A 17,466-nucleotide genomic window follows, 5' to 3' on the forward strand; every position below is an offset into this window, starting at 1 on the left:
GTCCGTCAGACGCGCTCGTCCTTCGCCTCGTCGGTTGCCGCGTCGGTCGCCGGGGCCGGCTCGTCGACCAGGACCGACGTCTCCGGCTCGGGGTGGCGGCGTCGCTGCACCACGATGATCGCCACCCCCGTCGCGACCGCCGCCAGCGCGCCCCACACGTTGGCGGGCAGGCCCAGCGGGGTGACGCTCGTGGGGTCGATCCGCAGCAGCTCCAGCCACACGCGGGCCGCGCCGTACCAGATGAGGTACACGCCGAACGCGGCGCCCCAGCGCAGCGCGACGCGCCGCTCCAGCAGCAGGATCACCGCGATCCCCAGCAGGTTCCACAGCATCTCGTAGAGGAACAGCGGGTGGAACAGGGTGTCGGCGGGCAGGCCCGGCGGGAACGCGCCGTTGGTCGCAGGGATCTGCAGGCCCCACGGCAGGGTCGTCGGGCTCCCGAACAGCTCGTGGTTGAACCAGTTGCCGAGCCGCCCGATCGCCTGCGCCAGGAGCATCGCCGGCGCGAGCGCGTCGGCGAACGACCACAGCCTGACCCCGACCCGGCGGCAGCCGATGGCCGCGCCCACCGCCCCGCCGATCAGCGACCCGAGGATCGCGATGCCGCCCTGCCAGACGTACAGGACGCTGAGAGGGTCCTGCCCCGCGCCGAAGTAGTCGCCCCAGTGCGTGAGCACGTGGTAGATCCGGGCGCCGACGATGCCGAACGGCACCGCCCAGATCGCGATGTCGAGGACCGCACCCGGCGGACCGCCGCGCTCGGTCAGGCGGCGCGACGCCAGCCACACCGCGGCCGCGATGCCCGCGAGCAGGCACAACGCGTACGTGTGGAGGGTGAAGGGGCCGAGGGAGATCCCGGCCCAGGCCAGGTCGGGGCTGGGGATACCGAGGTGCACGCCTCAGCATCCCCCGCGCAGGGGCCGTCGCGGTACCCGTCTCAAGGACGACACGGGTGCACCGCCGGTGAACACGAGGCGGCGCCCGCACGACGAGATCCGTCGTCAACGGGGCTGCGCACGGAAGTTTCCGGCACAGATCCAGCGTCCCAAATGTCCGATCCTGCTACGTTCCGGGGACCGCCCACCCGTTCGGGTGACGGCGGTCATGCACGGGGGCCTGGGCCACGTGCCGGGCACCCTCTCCAGCACCTCGGGGCCCCGGCGGCGTGGCGTCGAGCATGCCCCCGGACGACACGGGGAGACAGACTTCAATGACGACACGACGTGCCATGACGGCACGCCTGGCAGTGACGGGAGCGCTCGCGATCGGGGCCGCGCTCGTCGGGGGACCCGCGGCGCACGCCACGGACGACGCACCGCTGGTCGACGCCGGGACCGCCGCGGTCACCGGTCGCTACATCGTGGTGCTCGACGCCGCCGCGGCCGGTGCCGCGAGCGGCGCACGCGCCGAGCGCGCCGCCGACCCGGTGCTGGCCCGCGCGGCCGAGCTCGGTGTCGACGTCGACCACCAGTACCTGCACGCGCTCAACGGCTTCGCCGCCGAGCTCGACGCGACCCAGCTCGCGGGGCTGCGCGCCACGCCGGGCGTCGCGTACGTCGCCGAGGACGCTGCGGTGCGCGTGTCGGACACGCAGACCACCGCCGCGCAGACCGCCGCCGCGGCGACCGCCGCCACGCAGACGCCCGTCCCGTCCTGGGGTCTCGACCGCATCGACCAGCGCACCCTGCCGGGCGACGACCGCTACGCCTACGGCACGACGGGCGCCGGTGTGACGGTGTACGTCATCGACACCGGCATCCGCACGACGCACGAGCAGTTCGGCGGGCGCGCCGGCATCGGGTTCGACGCCTACACCGACGGGGGACCGGCGGCCTGCACGGGGCACGGCACGCACGTCGCCGGGACGGTCGGCGGCTCGACCGTCGGCGTCGCCAAGGACGTCGCGCTGGTCTCGGTCCGCGTCGCGGACTGCCAGGGGTACGCCCTGACGTCGGCCGTCGTCGCCGGGATCGACTGGGTGACCTCGGCGCACGACGGGCCCTCGGTCGCGAACCTCAGCATGGAGTCGACCGAGGTCCCCGTGATCGACCAGGCGATCACGCGGTCCATCGCGTCGGGCATCACGTACGTCGTGGCCGCGGGCAACCGCGGGGAGCCGGCCTGCGACCGCAGCATCGCCAAGGTGCCCGCGGCGATCACGGTCGGTGCGACGCGCCCCGACGACGTGCGTCGCGCGTCGTCCAACTACGGCGCGTGCCTCGACCTGTTCGCCCCCGGTCAGGACATCGGCTCGGCGTGGAGCGGCAGCGACACCGAGCTGCGGTTCGTCAGCGGCACCTCGATGGCGGCGCCGCACGTCACCGGCGCGGTCGCCCGCTACCTCGAGGAGCACCCCGCGGCCACCCCCGCGCAGGTGTCCGCGGCGATCGTCGACGCGGCGACGCCGGGTGTCGTCGGGGAGGCCCTCACGCAGTCGCCGAACCTGCTCCTGCACCTCGCACCGCCGGCCACGGAGCCCACGCCGACGCCGACGCCCTCGGCGTCGCTCACCGCCCAGCACAAAAACTTCGACAACGCGGTCGGCGACGGTGCGCTCGCCGCGGGCGTCCGGCTCGCGAACGCCGGCGCGACGCCCGTCGACCTGTCGCAGGTCACCGTGCGGTACTGGTTCACGCGCGACGGCGCCGCGTCGTTCCAGTCGGCCTGCAGCTACGCGGTCCTCGGCTGCTCGACCGTCACCCACCGCGTCGTGCCGCTGACGACGCCCCGCCCGGGCGCCGACGCGTACCTCGAGGTCGGGTTCACCGCGGGCACGCTCGCACCGGGCGCGACCACCGGCGAGGTGCAGGTGCGGATCAACACCGCGGGCTGGACCCCGATGACCGAGGCCGACGACCACAGCTACGCGGCGCCGACCTCGCAGTACGCGGCCACCACCACGGTGACCGTGCACGTCGGCGGGCACCTGGTAGGCGGCATCGAGCCGTAACACACGGCCGACACGCGGCCGACGCGCGCCCGACGCCGAGAGTGTGAAGGGTTGTTGCCGGGATCCGGCAGCAACCCTTCACACTTCGGGCGGGATCGACTCCGGTGGCGGGCGGTGGGGGCCCGGGTGACGATGAGTGCCGTCGTCCGCGGGTGCATGATCTGCTGAAGGAGTCCCCATGACCGTCCAGCTGTCGTCCCCTCCGCACGTCGGCGGTCCGCAGTCCCCGATGCCGCTGCCCACCCCCCGCGGTCCCGTCAGCGAGGCGCTGCTGCGGCTGCTCACCGAGCCGTCGACCGACCCCGCGACCCTGCGCGCGGCGGTCGACGCGACGCTCGCCGCGCCGTCCGGCTCGTGGTTCGAGCACGACGACGTCCAGCTCACGCTCACCTGCATGTACGAGCTGCACTACCGCGGTCTGGACGGCGTCGACGACGACTGGGAGTGGCATCCCGACGTCCTCGCGGCGCGCGCCGCCCTCGAGCGGGTCGTCGAGGCCGAGCTGCGCGAGCGCGTGACGGTCCCTGCCCCCCAGGAGACGTCCGCCGCCGCCGTCGCCGCCGCGCTGTTCGCCCTCACGTCGTCGGACGACGGCCCGAGCATGTCGCGCTGGATCGCCCGCCGCGCGCAGCACCAGCACCTCCAGGAGCTGCTCGTGCACCGCTCGATCTACCAGCTCAAGGAGGCGGACCCCCACACGTGGGCGGTGCCGCGCCTGGGCGGTGCGCCCAAGGTCGCGCTCATGGAGATCCAGTCCGACGAGTACGGCGCCGGCGACCCCGAGCGGCAGCACGCCGCCCTGTTCGCGACCGCCATGCGGGGCCTCGGGCTCGACGACACCTACGGCCGCTACGTCGACCACGTCCCCGCGATCACGCTCGCGCACCCCAACGTCATGTCGATGTTCGGGCTGCACCGGCGGCTGCGCGGCGCGATCGTCGGGCACCTCGCGGCGTTCGAGATGACGTCGTCGGTCCCCAACCGCCTCTACGGCAACGGCATGCGGCGCGTGGGCCTCGGGACGGACGTCACCGAGTACTTCGACGAGCACGTCGAGGCCGACGCCGTGCACGAGCAGATCGCCGGACGCGACCTGGCGGGCCGGCTCGTCGAGCAGGAGCCGACCCTCGGGTCCGACGTCATGTGGGGCGCCGCGGCGTGCCTCGCGCTCGACGGGCTGTGGGCGGAGCACGTCCTTGCGCTCTGGGACGCGGGCGAGTCGTCGCTGCGGCAGGCGCTGTGACGGCCGCCGGCGGTACGGACGCCGACACGGGCGTGGGCTCGCGCCGCCCGGTCCGCATCACGCAGTGCCCGGACGGTCCGCTGCTGGTCCGCGGCCCGATCGAGCTCGTCGGCCCCGACGGCGAGCCGGTCCCGACGCGACGGCGCACGGTCGCGCTGTGCCGGTGCGGCGGCACGGCGGCGCCGCCGTGGTGCGACGGCACGCACAAGGTGAACGGGTTCCGCACGGCCGACTGACGGTCGCGGCGGGGCGTCGTGCGCCACCATGGGCCCATGGCAGGCGGCGTGTTCGTGTCCGAGGAGAGCTACTGGGGTGTGAACTCGTGGGTCTTCTCCTGGGCGGTGGAGACCCTGGCCGAGCGTGTCGCGTCGGTCCCCCTCGCCGAGCAGCTGCGGGAGATCGAGGAGCACCACCTCGGCAGCTTCGCCCTCGCGCAGTTCCCGCCCGAGCAGCGTTCCGAGCTCGTCGCGCAGATCCGCCTGCTGCCACAGGTCGCCGAGGACACGCTGGACGAGTCGGAGGGTCGCCCGCACGTCATCGCGTGGCTGCAGGAGCTGGCCGACATGGTGACGGCGGCGGAGGCGTAGTGGGCGCGGCGGCGTACGGGTCCCGGCTCAGCCAGGACGACGTCCACGTCCGGTACTCCTTCGGGGTCGACCCGGGCGTCCCCGAGGGGGTGCTGGTCATCCCGCTCGACGACCCGGGCGCGGTGTACGCCGAAGATCGCGACCGGCTGCCGATGGACGCCGAGCGCGTCTTCTGGAAGGCGCTGCGGATGCACCGCCAGACCGGGACCTGGCCGGAGCACGTGGCCTTCCAGTCGTAGGCGCGGCCTGCGGCAGACCCGTCGACCGCACCGCCGTCGGCACGGGCGCCGCACGCCAGGGGTCCCCCAAGCGAGGGACACCGAAGTGTCCACCCCGCGGTGACGATCGCCGGTCGCCTGGTCCCTAGCGTTCCAGGAGGCTGCAGCGCACCGCTGCGGCAGTCTGGCGGGAGGACGTGTCATGCGGGTGCTGAAGCAGGTCGTGGTCGTGGTGGGGGTCGCCGCCGTCGGCAGCCAGGTCGTGATGGCCGTGGAGGGCAGCTGGCCGCTGCGGTTCGTCGTCGGGGTCGCGGTGGCGGTGCTCGCGCTGCTCGCCTACGCGTGGGTGGTGCGCCGCACCGAGCACCGGGCGCCCGTCGAGGTGGGTCGGGCGCGGGCGGGCGGCGCGTTCGGACGCGGGCTGCTCCTCGGTGCGCTGTGGTGCGGTGCGGTGATCGCGTGCATCGCCGCGGGCGGTGGCTACCGGGTCGAGAGCGTCGGGTCGCTGACCGTCGTGGTGGGCATGGTCGGGTTCCTGGCCGCCGGCGCGGTGGCCGAGGAGCTGATGTTCCGCGGCCTGCTGTTCCGGCTCGTCGAGGAGCGCACGGGGACGTGGGTCGCCCTGGTCGTGAGCGCCGTGCTGTTCGGTGCGATCCACCTGATGAACCCCGACGCGTCCCTGTGGGGCGCCGTCGCGATCGCCGTCGAGGCCGGCGGGGTGCTGGGCGCCGCGTATGCCGCAACCCGCACCCTGTGGCTGCCGATCGGCCTGCACCTGGGGTGGAACTTCGCGCTGGGCGGCGTCTTCGGCGCCGAGGTCTCGGGCAGCGACATGACGCAGGGCCTGCTGCACGGGGTGACGTCCGGTCCGCAGATCCTCACCGGCGGCGCCTTCGGCCCGGAGGGCAGCATCTACGCCGTGGCGGGGGGCGTCGTGCTGACCGGTGCGTTCCTCCTGCTCGCCCACCGGCGCGGCACCTTGGTGCCGATGCGGCGACGCGAGGCGCGCGACGCCGCGCCCGTTACGTTGTGACCGTGATCGACGTGCCGCGGCTGCGGGACCTGTGGCACCGGCAGAGCGTCGTGGCACGGGACCTCCCGCTCGCGCTCGTGCTGGCCGCCGGCCCCCTGATCCCGTCGTGGCAGGACCAGGGGACGCAGATCGGCAACCTGCCGGACCGCCCGCTGGACGCCCTCGCGGTCGTCGCCGTCGCCCTGCAGTGCCTGCCGCTGGCGGTGCGCCGCCGGTGGCCGGCGGTGTGTCTCGCGCTGGTGTGCGCGGGCTTCGCCCTCGACCAGCTCCGCGGGTACCACACGGCGGCCGGCACCGCGCTGGCCGTGGCGCTCGTGAGCGCGGGCGCCCACCTGAACGGCCGCCGGAACGCGGCCGCGGTCGTCGCCACCGGCGCGTACGTCGCGCTGGCGGTGGCGCTGCACCAGCAGGGGTCGACCGAGGGCGTCAGCGGGTTCGTGACCTTCTACGTCCTGCTGGTCCTCGCCTGGGGCGTCGGGGCGTGGCTGCGGCGGTCCCGCGCCGCCGAGGCGGAGCACCGCCGTCGGGTCGCCGACGACGCCCGCGCAGCCGAGCGCGCCCACATCGCGCGCGAACTGCACGACGTGGTCACCCACCACGTGACGGCGATGGTCGTGCAGACGGAGGCGGCGCGGTACCTGACCACGCAGCCCGACCGCCTCGACCGGAGCCTCACCGCCGTCGCAGGCACGGGCCGCCAGGCGATCAGCGACCTGCGCCGGCTGCTCGACGTGCTCGACCCGGACCACGGTGCCGACGCGCGGACGCCGACGGTCCGCGAGATCCGTGCCCTCGTCGAGCAGACCCGACGGGCCGGCCAGCCCGTGGAGTACGTCGAGGAGGGGGCCACGCCGCCGACGCAGGGCAGTGCGCAGGTCGCGGCCTACCGCGTGGTGCAGGAGGCCCTGACGAACGCGTTGAAGCACGCCCACGGAAGCCGCACGACGGTGCACGTGCACCACGGCGACGACGCGATCACCGTCGAGGTCGGCACCGACGGGTCCGGCACGCGCGTCGCATCGCCCGGCGGGAGCGAGCGTGGGCTCGCCGGGCTGCGCGAACGGGTCGACATCCTCGGCGGCGAGCTCACCGCGCGGCCGCGGACCGGAGGCGGGTTCGTCGTCCGGGCCCGCATCCCCGCCGGGAGCGCGTCGTGACCGGGCCGATCCGGGTGCTCGTCTGCGACGACCAGCCCCTCATCCGCACGGGGTTCGCGACGATCATCGGCGCCCAGCCCGACCTCGAGGTGGTGGGGGAGTGCGGCGACGGGCGCGCGGCGGTCGACCTCGCCGCCCGCGTCGCGCCGGACGTGGTCGTCATGGACGTGCGGATGCCGGTGCTCGACGGCATCGAGACGACCAGGCTGCTCGCGGGCGTCGGCGTCGCGGACCCCGTCAAGGTGCTGGTGGTCACCACGTTCAACCTGGACGAGTACGTGTACGAGGCCCTGCGCGCCGGCGCCAGCGGCTTCCTGCTGAAGGACGCACCACCGGCGCAGCTGCTCCACGGCATCCGCACGGTCGCGTCCGGTGCCGCGCTGCTCGCGCCCGAGGTGACGCGGCAGCTCGTCGGCCGGTACGCGAGCCGGATCAGCCCGCCCGAGCGCACGCCCCACGACGCCGCGCTGACCCCGCGCGAGGTCGAGGTGCTGCGCCTGATCGCCCGCGGCATGTCGAACGGCGAGATCGCGGCCACCCTCGTGATCAGCCACGAGACCGTCAAGACGTACGTGTCGCGCATCCTCGCCAAGCTGGACCTGCGTGACCGCGTGCAGGCGGTGGTGTACGCGTACCGGAGCGGCCTGGTGGCCTAGGTGCCCCCAGGCGCCACCAGCTGCTGCGTCGTGCAGGTCACTGGCTCCCGTGTGACGTGGAGTGCAGCCGGTCGTACGGCCTCCTGGCCTCGGCGGCGCGCGCGACCGGTGCGACGGTGCGCGGCAAGGATGCCCTCATCGCGGCGCAGGCCCACCGGTACGGTGCCGAGGTCATGACCGCGAACGTCGCCGACTTCCGACAGTTCGACCACCTCGTCGAGGTGCGTGCGCCGGTGCGGCGCTGAGGCCGTCACCCGCCCGTCAGCACCACCAGCTGCTGCGTCGTGCGCGTCATGGCGACGTACCGGTCGACGGCGCCCTCGATCCCATCCCCGAACTGGTCGGGCTCGACCAGCACGACCAGGTCGAACTCCAGCCCCTTCGCGGTCTCCGGGGTGAGCGACCGCACCCGCGGTCCCGCCGGGAACGTCGGGTCACCGATGACGCACGCCACGCCGTCGTGCGCCGCGAGCCAGTCCTCGACGACGCGCGCGAGGTCGGCGCGTGCCCCGTGCACCACGGGCAGCCCGGTCGACCGCACCGACGTCGGCACGTTCGCGTCCGGGACCGCTCCCCGGATGACCGGCTCGGCCTCCGCCATGACCTCGGTGGGCGTGCGGTAGTTGATGCGCAGCGACGTCAGCGCGACGCCGCGCAGCCCGACGCGTTCCAGGCGCTCGGCCCACGACTCGGGGAAGCCGTGCCGCGCCTGCGCGCGGTCCCCGACGATCGTCACGCTGCGCGACGGGCAGCGGGTGAGCAGCATCTGCCACTGCGCGTCGGTGAGCTCCTGCGCCTCGTCGACGACGACGTGCGCGAACGGCCCGGCGAGCAGGTCGGGGTCAGCGGTCGGCAGGCCCGCCTCGTCGACGAGCGCGCTGCGCATGTCGTCGCCACCCAGCATGTGCATGACGCCCAGCGTGGAGTCGTCGCCGGCGACGAGGTTGTCGACGACGTGCCCCATGTACTCCCGCTCGGCGGTGACGGTCGCGGCACGCCGGCGGCGGCGCCGGGACTCCTCGGGGTCGCCGAGGCGGCGGCGGGCGGCGTCGAGCAGCGGCAGGTCCTCCACCGTCCACGCGCGCGGGTCGTCACGCTGCAGCGCACGCACCTCGTCGGCCGTCAGCCACGGCGCGCACAGCCGCAGGTACGCGGGCACGGACCACAGGTCGGCGACGAGGTCCGCGGCCTCGAGGATCGGCCACGCGCGGGTGAACGTGCTGGTCAGGTCAGGGATGCGCGTCAGCGCGCGGCGCAGCTGGTCGCGGGGGACGTCGTCGGCGTGCCCCGCCGCGAGGATCTCGACGAGCGCCTCCCACGCCTGGTCGCGCGCCTCGTTGTGCGGGATGCCCGGGTCGGGGGCGTCGAACGCGTCGGCCCAGTCGTCCGCGCTGAGCGGGACCACGGCCCAGGGCGTCTGCACGCGCATGGCCACGGTGGGCGGGCGCTCCGAGAACCGCACCGCCGGCTCGATCGCCCGAACCATGGCGGCCGACCCCTTGAGCCGCGCGACCTGCGGATCGGCCTCGGGCAGCGCCGTGGCGCCCTCGGCGACCATGTCCCGCAGCGTGCACGTCTGCACGCCCTCCTCGCCCAGCCCCGGCAGGGCGTCGGCCACGTACGCGAGGTACGGACGGTGCGGGCCGACGAGCAGCACGCGGCCGTGCCGGTCCCGCAGCCGCGGGTCCGAGTGCAGCAGGTACGCGGCGCGGTGCACCGCGACGACCGTCTTGCCGGTGCCGGGCCCGCCCTCGACGACGAGCGGCGTGCGCGACGCGGCCCGGATGATCGCGTCCTGGTCGGCCTGCAGCGTGCCCAGCACGTCGCGCATCTGCGCGGACCGGCTCGCCCCGAGGCTCGCGATGAACGCCGACTGCTCGTCGAGCGCGACCTGCTGGTCGTACCCCTCGGGCGTGAACACCTCGTCCCAGTAGTCGGTGACGCGGCCCCCGGTCCAGCGGTACCGGCGCCGGCTGACCAGGCCCATCGGCCGTGCGAGCGTCGCCGCGAAGTACGGCTCGGCAGCCGGCGAGCGCCAGTCGACGAGCAGCCGCTCACCCGTGCTCGTCGTCAGGCCGAGGCGTCCGACGTAGACGGGCTCGGGGCTGTCCTCCAGGACCATGCGCCCCAGGCACAGGTCGAGCCCGAACCGCTCGAGCAGCCGCAGCCGGCCGCTGAGCCGGTGGATGTCCTGGTCCCGGTCGAGGGCGGCCTGACCGTGACCACCGGGGGCGCGACGCAGGCGGACGATCCGCTCCCGCAGCGCGGCCACCTGCTCCTCGAGGGTCGCGGCGAGCGCCGCGAACAGCTGCTCGTCACGGGCGACCAGCGCCGCGTCGGCCTTGGCCGCACGGCTCTGGGGGAGGGCGAACGCCGACGTGGACGCAGCGGGGGTGGGCACGGGACGGCTCCTCGGCACGGGGGTGGACGCCGCGCGACGACCGCGGCACGGGCTCGATCATCCGCCCTCGCCGGGGTCTTGCCGCAAGGCACCCCCTGCGCTATACGTTGACAAGGGAGAGCACAGGGGTGCTCTCCCTTCGTGCGGCGCGGGGGTCAGCCGGCTCCGCACCGGCGTCCGGGCCCGTCGGAGTAGGCCGTGCGCGTTCAAGGCGTGCAGATCTTGCATCCGGCGCAGGTGCGAAACTTGTATCTCATCGAGATGTGGAATGTGTACTCGGCAGCCATGGCAGCGAGGGTGCGCAGGTCTCGCTGCGGCGGATGTTCGAGGGTGCGGCGCCCCGCGGGTTCGACGCGGCCTGGGACGCGACCTCTGCACGACAGTCGATCGCGGAGCGGGTAGTCGTCGGTGGGTGGCCGGCCCACCACCGGCGCAGTGTGGCAGCAGCAGCCAGGGCGAACGAGAGCTACCTCGCCCTGATCCGTCGGCACGACATCTCGCGTGCGACCGGCCAGCAGCTCAGCCCCGACGTGGCCGAGAAGGTCATGCGGTCTCTCGCCCGCGGCGTCGCCACCCAGATGGGAGAGTCGGCGGTCGCGCGAGACGCGCACGGCGCCGAGCCCGGGCGCACGCTGCTCGCCGACGAGAAGGGTCCGGACGCCACGAGCCGCACGGCAGTGGCAGCGCACCTGGATGCGTTGCGGCGCTTGCGGATCATCGAGGACCAACCCGCGTGGGGGGCGAGCATGCGCTCGGCCCGTCGCCTGCAGGCGACGCCGAAGCGGCACTTCGTGGACCCGTCGTTGGCGGCCGCCGCGCTCGGTGCGGGCGTGGAGAGACTGACCTCCGACGTGCTCACGCTGGGACTGCTCTTCGAGTCGCTGGCGATCCGCGACCTGCGGGTCTACGCCCAGCCTCTGCGAGGGCGCGTCGCGCACTACCGGGACGACAGGAAGCTCGAGGTCGACGCCGTCATCGAGCTCCCCGACGGTCGCTGGGGAGCCTTCGAGATCAAGCTCGGAACGACGCAGCGGGTCGTCGACGGCGCAGCCGCGACTCTGCGCCGCATGGCCTCGCTCGTCGACGACAACCGCTGCGCGTTCCTCGCAGTCCTCACGAACGGTGGGATCGCCACCCGCCGCGACGACGGCGTCGACGTCGTCCCCCTGACGATGCTGGCGCCCTGACGCCGTCGTGGGCGCCGCCTCTCAGCGCCGCGGCAGGACCGTCAGGACGCGCTCGACGTGCGTGTGGAACTCGCGCATGAAGGCGCGCAGGAACACCGCCGTCTCCTCGTCGGTGACCTCGCCGGAGTCGGTGTAGAACTCGGGTCGGAAGTAGATGTACGCCTCGGGTGCCGTCATCTGGCGGGCGTTGCAGAAGGTGAGGACGCCCCGCAGGCTCTGCTGGGCGACCGCGGTGCCGATCTGGCCGATGGACGCGCCGATCACCGCGGCCGGCATGTGGTCGAAGGAGTTCTGTCCCCAGGGCCGCGACGCCCAGTCGATCGCGTTCTTCAGCGCTCCGGGGATCGACCGGTTGTACTCCGGGGTGACGAACAGGACGGCGTCGCAGCCTGCGAGCGTGTCCTTGAGCGCCCGCGCCTCCGGCGGGTAGTCCTCGTCGAAGTCGGGGCTGTAGAGCGGCAGGTTGCCGATCGGGATCTCGGTGAACTCGAGCTCCTCCGGCGCCAGCCGGATCAGCGCCGTGCTGAGCAGCCGGTTGATCGACGTGGACGAGAGGCTGCCGACGAAGTACCCGACCTTGTACGCGCTCATGGCGACTCTTCTCGCTCGGGGCCTCGACGCGTCGCCGAGGTCGGGGTGGACCTGCCTCGTCCACCTTCTCAGGGGGTGCGCGGGTGCCGCCACCGGACCCGCCCGTCGCCCGAGCCCGTTGCCCGAGCCCGTCGGCGAGAAGCGTTCGGGACGCCCAGCGTCCCGAACGCTTCACGCCACGTCCCGGCGGGGTCAGCGTCGCCGCAGCCGCGCGTCCAGCAGCGCCGGCGGGGTGTCGTACTTCTCCTCGGGTGCCAGGTCGACGCCGGGCGGGACGATCGCGTCGATCGCGTCCAGGACGTCGTCGGAGAGCACGGTGTCGGCGGCCGCGAGCTGCGCGCGCAGGTGCTCGGGCGTGCGTGGGCCGATGAGCGCGCTCGTCACACCCGGGTGCGCGGTGACGAACCCGAGCGCGAGCTGGATGAGGGTCAGGCCCGCGTCGGCGGCGACCTTCGCGAGCTGCTCGACCGCGTCGAGCCGGGCACGGTTCGCGGGCACGTCGAGGTCGAAGCGCTCGGGCAGGACGCCGGCGCGGTGCGTGCTCGCCGGCTGCCCGGCGCGCACCGCCCCGGAGAGCCAGCCCGACGCGAGCGGGCTCCATGCCAGCACGCCCAGGCCGTGCTCCTGCGCGACGGGCAGCACGTGCGCCTCGATGCCGCGCTGCAGCGCCGAGTAGCTGGGCTGCTCGGTGACGTAGCGGGACAGGCCGCGCTCGCGGGCGGTCCACTGCGCCTGCACGATCCGGTACGCGGGGAACGTCGAGGAGCCGAGGTAGCGGATCTTGCCGGCGCGCTGCAGGTCGGTCAGGGCCGACAGCGTCTCCTCGTCGGACGTCTCGGGGTCCCAGCGGTGCACCTGGTAGAGGTCCACGTGGTCGACGCCGAGCCGACGCAGGCTGTCGTCGAGCGCGCGCGTCAGCCAGCGGCGGGAGCTTCCGCGGTGGTTGGGCTCGTCGCTCATGGGCATGTACGCCTTGGTGGCCAGGACGACGTCGTCGCGTCGGCCGGCGATCGCCCGGCCGACGAGCTCCTCGGACTGCCCGCCGCTGTACCAGTCGGCGGTGTCGATGACGTTGACGCCCGCGTCGAGCGCGGCGTCGACGATCGCCGTGGCGTCGTCCTGGGTGGTGCGTCCGATGGCGCCGAAGTTCATGGCGCCGAGGGCGAGGGTGCTGACCTGGACGCCGGTGCGTCCGAGCGTGCGGTAGCGCATGAGGGTCCTCCGGGGTGGGTGGGTGGGGGCCGGTCTGCCCCCGGACGGGCTGGCTCCGATGCGGCGGTGCTGCGAGGATGTGAAACGGAGCGCCGCTCCACAACATACGGAACAGTGTTCCGTTTAGCAAGAGGAGAGCACTGCCGTGGCCCCGACCGACCCGTCGACCGACGCACCGCGCCCCCAGCGCGCCGACGCGCGTCGCAACCAGCGCGCGCTGCTCGACGCCGCGGCAGCCGTCTTTGTCACGTCCGGCGTCGACGCCCCGGTCCGCGAGGTCGCCGCCGCCGCCGGGGTCGGCATGGGCACGATCTACCGGCACTTCCCGACGCGCGCCGACCTCGTCGTCGCCGTCTACCGCCACCAGGTCGAGGCCTGCGCCGACGCGGCGCAGGACCTGCTGCGCGAGCAGCCGACCCCGTACGCGGCCCTGGTCGCCTGGGCCGACCTCTTCGTCGACTTCCTCGCCACCAAGCACGGGCTGGCCGCCGCCCTGCACGACGACCGCGCCGGCTTCGAGACGCTGCACGCGTTCTTCCTCGAACGCCTCGTCCCGGCGTGCGAGCTGCTGCTCGGCGCCGCGGTCGAGGCAGGGGAGGTCCGTGACGACGTCCCGGCGCTCGGCCTGCTGCGTGGCATCGGGAACCTGTGCGCGTCGGGCGCGTCCGACCCGGGCTACGACGCGCGCGCGATGGTGCGGCTGCTGCTCGCGGGACTCCGCCGGCCGGCAGGCTGACGCGCGTCTCGGTCGAGCACCCGCACGGATCGTCGGCGGGTGCCGGCGCCGGCGTGAGGGACGCGACACGTCTCCTTCCCGGGCGCCGCCGCGCTTAAGGTCGGTCCATGGCACACGATCTCCATGTCTCCGTCCACGGGTCCGACGACGCCGACGGCACCCAGGACGCCCCGCTGCGCAGCATCGACCGCGCGGCCCGGCTCGCTCGCCCCGGCGACACGGTCACCGTCCACGCCGGCACCTACCGCGAGTGGGTCCGCCCGCGCCGCGGCGGCACGGGCGAGAACCGCCGCATCACGTACCAGGCGGCGCCCGGTGAGCACGTCCGCATCACGGGCTCCGAGCAGGTCGGCGGCTGGGAGAGCGTCGGCGACGGCGTCTGGCGCGTCGAGGTGCCGAACGCGCTGTTCGGCGACGTGAACCCGTTCGCGGTCGAGATCGACGGCGACTGGATCGTCCGTCCGGGTCGCGACGACCCGCGGCAGCACCTCGGTGCGGTCTACCTCGACGGCCGCCGCCTCGGTGAGGTCGCGAGCGTCTCCGACGTCGCGGACGCCCCCCGCCGCACCGAGATCGTCGACGACTGGACCGGCACGACCGTCCCCGTCCGGGACCCCGACTGGACGCCGCGCGTCTGGCACGCCGAGGTCGGCGCCGACGTCACGACGATCCACGCGAGCTTCGGCGACGCGGACCCGAACGCCGCGCTGGTCGAGATCAACGTGCGGCCCGCGGTGTTCTGGCCCGTCGACCACCACGTCGACTTCATCACCGTGCGGGGCTTCGAGCTCGCCCAGGCCGCGACGCAGTGGGCGCCCCCGACGGCGAACCAGCCCGGTCTGATCGGCCCCAACTGGGCGCGCGGCTGGGTCATCGAGGACAACGACATCCACGACGCGACGTGCTCGGCGGTCTCGCTGGGCAAGGAGGCGTCCACGGGTGACAACTACGCGAGCGACCGCGGCGACAAGCCCGGCTACCAGTACCAGCTGGAGTCGGTGTTCTCGGCCCGGCAGATCGGCTGGGACCGCGAGCACGTCGGCTCGCACGTCGTGCGCCGCAACCACATCCACCACTGCGGCCAGAACGCCGTCGTGGGCCACCTGGGCTGCGTGTTCTCGACCATCGAGGACAACCACATCCACGACATCGCGACCGACCGCGCGTTCTACGGCCACGAGATCGCCGGCATCAAGCTCCACGCGCCGATCGACGTCGTCATCGCGAACAACCGGATCCACGACTGCTCGCTCGGCATCTGGCTGGACTGGCAGACGCAGGGCACGCGCATCACGCGCAACGTCCTGTGGGACAACAGCCGCGACCTGTTCATCGAGGTCAGCCACGGCCCGTACGTCGTCGACCACAACGTGCTCGCGTCGCCCGTGTCCGTCGAGAACCACAGCCAGGGCGGCGCGTACGTGCGCAACCTGCTGTGCGGGACGGTCGGCCTCAAGCAGATGCTGGACCGCGCGACGCCGTACCACCGCGCGCACAGCACGCAGGTCGCCGGGTTCGCGGTCACCCTGTGCGGCGACGACCGGTGGATCGGCAACGTGTTCGCGGCCGGGGACCTCGACGCGGCGTACGACGCCGACTCGTGGGGCCGCATCGGCTCGCAGACCGGGACCAGCGCGTACGACGGCTACCCGACGTCCCTCGAGCAGTACCTCACCGAGATGGGCGACCGCTGGGACGGCGACCACAACCGGTTCGGCAGCCGCGTGCAGCCGTACTGGTCGCGGTCCAACGTGTTCGTCGGCGGCGCCCGCCCGGCCGACGTCGAGCACGAGCCGCTCGTGCTCGACGGCCCGGCGCGTGTCGAGGTCGTCGCGCAGGGCGACGAGGTCTGGCTGGAGGTCGACGTGCCCGGCGCGGACGCCGCCGTGCTCGACGTCGTCACCGGCGCGGACCTGCCGCCCGTGCGGCTCGTGGGCCTGGACTTCGAGGACCGCGACGGCCATGCGGTCCGCTTCGACACGGACCTCACGGGCGCCGTCCTCGACGGCGCGCACCCGGCGGGCCCGCTCGCCGGCGGCCTCACCTCCGCCCGCATCCGCCTCCTCTGACCCACGAGACCGAGGAATCCGGGCACACGACCCCCGGATTCCTCGGTCTCGTCAGACCGGTCAGATCTCCAGGGCGCCGCGGACGACCGAGACGCCCGAGTGGGCCGGTTCGCCGTCCAGGGGCTCGTCGCTGACGTCCACCACGGGGAACTCCGTCAGGTCCAGGCCCGCGGGGAGCGCGAACTCGCCGCTCGTCCCGTCGAGCGTGCCCAGGCTGACGAGCCCCGAGACGTCGGGGCGCAGCAGCCAGACCTCGAGGAACCCGTCGCCACCGGGCTCCGCGTCCAGGTCGACGACGAGCGAGCGTGACCCGTCGGACGCCGTGCGCACCTCGGCCGTGCCGCCGGGCGTCCAGCCCGGCAGCGGCTCCAGGACCGCGCTGGCGAGCAGGGTCGACCGGTCGGCCTGCTCCTGCCACAGGGCGGTCGCGCCGGCGCCACCGACGACGAGCCCCGCCGCAGCGGCCACCGCGAGCCACGCACGTCGCACGCGCCGACGCGGGCCCAGCGGTGTGACGGTTGCCTGCTCCCGGCCGGCCGGGGCGTCCTCGGTGGTGGTCCGGGCGGACGGGTCCGGGTGCGGCGGCAGCGGCAGCGACCTCACCCCGCCGGCCGCCGCGTACGCGCGCTCACCGAGGCCCAGCTCGGCTGCGACCCGGTCCCACACCTGCGGCGCGGGCGCCACCAGCTGCGGCTCCGGGCCCGACTCGCGCGCCAGGTCGGCGACCCCGCGCAGGGTCGCGACCTCGTCGCCGCACCGCGTGCAGGCGTCGACGTGCGCGAGCTCCTCACCGGACCCCACCTGCTCGCCCAGGGCGAGGAGGGCGAGCGTCTCGTCATCCACGTGCAGGTCATCGGACGGCACCATCCACCTCCCATCGGGTCCGCAGGCGCGCCAGGCTACGCCGCACGTGACTCTTCACGGTCCCGAGCGGCAGGCCCAGCCGAGCAGCGATCTGGTCGTGCGTGAGGTCGTCGAAGAACGCGAGCCGCAGGATCGTGCGCTGCGGGTCTCCCAGGTCCTCCAGGGCGTCGGCCACGACGACCCGGTCGACGACCCGTTGGTCGAGCGTCGGCACCGCCGCGCGGTCCGGGTCGCCGGCCACCTGCGGCTGCTCGCGCAGCCGCCGGTCGCGGGTCCGCTTCTCGTGCGCGTCGGCCACCGCGTGCTTCGTGATGCCCAGGAGCCAGGCGGGCAGGCGGGCACGGTCCGGGTCGAACCGCGCCCGTCCCCGCCACGCCTCGACGAACACCTGCTGCGTGACGTCCTCCGCGTCCGTCGTGTCGCCGAGCGAGCGCAGCGCGACCGTGTGGACCAGGGCGGACCACCGGCGGTACGCCTCGCCGATCGCCGCCTCGTCCCCGGACGCGAAGGCTCTTCCGAGCTCCTCCACGTCGTCGGGCACGGTGGTCGACGTGCTCACACC

At 74.1% G+C, this 17,466-nt stretch carries 18 protein-coding genes; 12 read left to right on the forward strand and 6 right to left on the reverse strand.

Annotation, left to right across the window (positions count from 1 at the left end; translation table 11 throughout):
- Positions 1–5: 5 nt before the first annotated feature.
- Positions 6–896, reverse strand: a complete 891-nt coding sequence (gene lgt, locus OKX07_RS02650) for a prolipoprotein diacylglyceryl transferase (protein ID WP_265630320.1) — start codon at positions 894–896, stop codon at positions 6–8.
- Positions 897–1,228: 332 nt separating this feature from the next.
- Between lgt and OKX07_RS02655 the strand changes: the two genes are divergently transcribed.
- The 9 genes from OKX07_RS02655 (at position 1,229) to OKX07_RS02695 (ending at position 8,089) form a co-directional block, all read left to right on the forward strand.
- Complete coding sequence (locus tag OKX07_RS02655; protein ID WP_265630321.1) at positions 1,229–2,950, forward strand: S8 family serine peptidase; 1,722 nt, start codon at positions 1,229–1,231, stop codon at positions 2,948–2,950.
- Positions 2,951–3,128: 178 nt separating this feature from the next.
- Positions 3,129–4,193 (forward strand): iron-containing redox enzyme family protein, encoded by a 1,065-nt coding sequence (locus OKX07_RS02660; protein ID WP_265630322.1) that lies wholly within the window; start codon positions 3,129–3,131, stop codon positions 4,191–4,193.
- The gene (locus OKX07_RS02665; protein WP_416220816.1) at positions 4,190–4,429 is read left to right on the forward strand and encodes a CDGSH iron-sulfur domain-containing protein; all 240 of its coding nucleotides are present in this window, start codon (positions 4,190–4,192) and stop codon (positions 4,427–4,429) included. The genes OKX07_RS02660 and OKX07_RS02665 overlap by 4 nt, the downstream gene beginning before the upstream one ends.
- A 36-nt stretch (positions 4,430–4,465) precedes the next feature.
- Positions 4,466–4,780 carry a hypothetical protein gene (locus tag OKX07_RS02670; RefSeq protein WP_265630323.1) on the forward strand — a complete coding sequence of 105 codons (315 nt, stop codon included), beginning with the start codon at positions 4,466–4,468 and terminating at the stop codon, positions 4,778–4,780.
- Entirely contained in the window at positions 4,780–5,019 is a 240-nt protein-coding gene (locus OKX07_RS02675; RefSeq protein ID WP_265630324.1) for a hypothetical protein, read from the forward strand. Before OKX07_RS02670 ends, OKX07_RS02675 begins: the two co-directional genes overlap by 1 nt.
- Before the next feature lie 181 nt (positions 5,020–5,200).
- On the forward strand, positions 5,201–6,031 hold the full coding sequence (locus OKX07_RS02680; protein ID WP_265630325.1) for a CPBP family intramembrane glutamic endopeptidase: 831 nt from the start codon (positions 5,201–5,203) through the stop codon (positions 6,029–6,031).
- 2 nt (positions 6,032–6,033) lie between these two features.
- Positions 6,034–7,188 carry a sensor histidine kinase gene (locus OKX07_RS02685; RefSeq protein ID WP_265630326.1) on the forward strand — a complete coding sequence of 385 codons (1,155 nt, stop codon included), beginning with the start codon at positions 6,034–6,036 and terminating at the stop codon, positions 7,186–7,188.
- On the forward strand, positions 7,185–7,844 hold the full coding sequence (locus OKX07_RS02690) for a response regulator (RefSeq protein ID WP_265630327.1): 660 nt from the start codon (positions 7,185–7,187) through the stop codon (positions 7,842–7,844). Before OKX07_RS02685 ends, OKX07_RS02690 begins: the two co-directional genes overlap by 4 nt.
- A 56-nt stretch (positions 7,845–7,900) precedes the next feature.
- Entirely contained in the window at positions 7,901–8,089 is a 189-nt protein-coding gene (locus tag OKX07_RS02695; RefSeq protein WP_265630328.1) for a hypothetical protein, read from the forward strand.
- A gap of 5 nt (positions 8,090–8,094) precedes the next feature.
- Here the strand turns inward: OKX07_RS02695 and helR are convergent, their stop codons facing one another.
- Positions 8,095–10,245, reverse strand: a complete 2,151-nt coding sequence (gene helR, locus OKX07_RS02700) for an RNA polymerase recycling motor ATPase HelR (protein WP_265630329.1) — start codon at positions 10,243–10,245, stop codon at positions 8,095–8,097.
- 437 nt (positions 10,246–10,682) lie between these two features.
- Here helR and OKX07_RS02705 point away from each other — a divergent pair, with 437 nt between their 5' ends.
- Positions 10,683–11,432: a DUF4143 domain-containing protein gene (locus tag OKX07_RS02705; protein WP_265630330.1), complete on the forward strand. Its 750-nt coding sequence runs from the start codon at positions 10,683–10,685 to the stop codon at positions 11,430–11,432.
- Between the two features lie 21 nt (positions 11,433–11,453).
- On the opposite strand, the gene OKX07_RS02710 is transcribed toward OKX07_RS02705, so the two are convergent.
- Positions 11,454–12,023 (reverse strand): NADPH-dependent FMN reductase, encoded by a 570-nt coding sequence (locus tag OKX07_RS02710; protein ID WP_265630331.1) that lies wholly within the window; start codon positions 12,021–12,023, stop codon positions 11,454–11,456.
- A gap of 192 nt (positions 12,024–12,215) precedes the next feature.
- A complete protein-coding gene (locus tag OKX07_RS02715) occupies positions 12,216–13,235 on the reverse strand; it encodes an aldo/keto reductase (protein ID WP_265630332.1) in 1,020 nt (339 codons plus the stop codon).
- Between the two features lie 145 nt (positions 13,236–13,380).
- Here OKX07_RS02715 and OKX07_RS02720 point away from each other — a divergent pair, with 145 nt between their 5' ends.
- Both OKX07_RS02720 and OKX07_RS02725 read left to right on the forward strand, forming a co-directional pair.
- Positions 13,381–13,971: a TetR/AcrR family transcriptional regulator gene (locus tag OKX07_RS02720; protein ID WP_265630333.1), complete on the forward strand. Its 591-nt coding sequence runs from the start codon at positions 13,381–13,383 to the stop codon at positions 13,969–13,971.
- 107 nt (positions 13,972–14,078) lie between these two features.
- Entirely contained in the window at positions 14,079–16,040 is a 1,962-nt protein-coding gene (locus OKX07_RS02725) for a right-handed parallel beta-helix repeat-containing protein (RefSeq protein ID WP_265630334.1), read from the forward strand.
- 60 nt (positions 16,041–16,100) lie between these two features.
- Here OKX07_RS02725 and OKX07_RS02730 read toward each other — a convergent pair whose 3' ends face one another.
- Complete coding sequence (locus OKX07_RS02730; protein WP_265630335.1) at positions 16,101–16,883, reverse strand: anti-sigma factor; 783 nt, start codon at positions 16,881–16,883, stop codon at positions 16,101–16,103.
- 7 nt (positions 16,884–16,890) lie between these two features.
- Complete coding sequence (locus OKX07_RS02735) at positions 16,891–17,463, reverse strand: RNA polymerase sigma factor (RefSeq protein ID WP_265630336.1); 573 nt, start codon at positions 17,461–17,463, stop codon at positions 16,891–16,893.
- Positions 17,464–17,466: the final 3 nt, after the last annotated feature.

It is taken from the genome of Cellulomonas sp. S1-8, assembly GCF_026184235.1.
Lineage (GTDB): Bacteria > Actinomycetota > Actinomycetes > Actinomycetales > Cellulomonadaceae > Cellulomonas.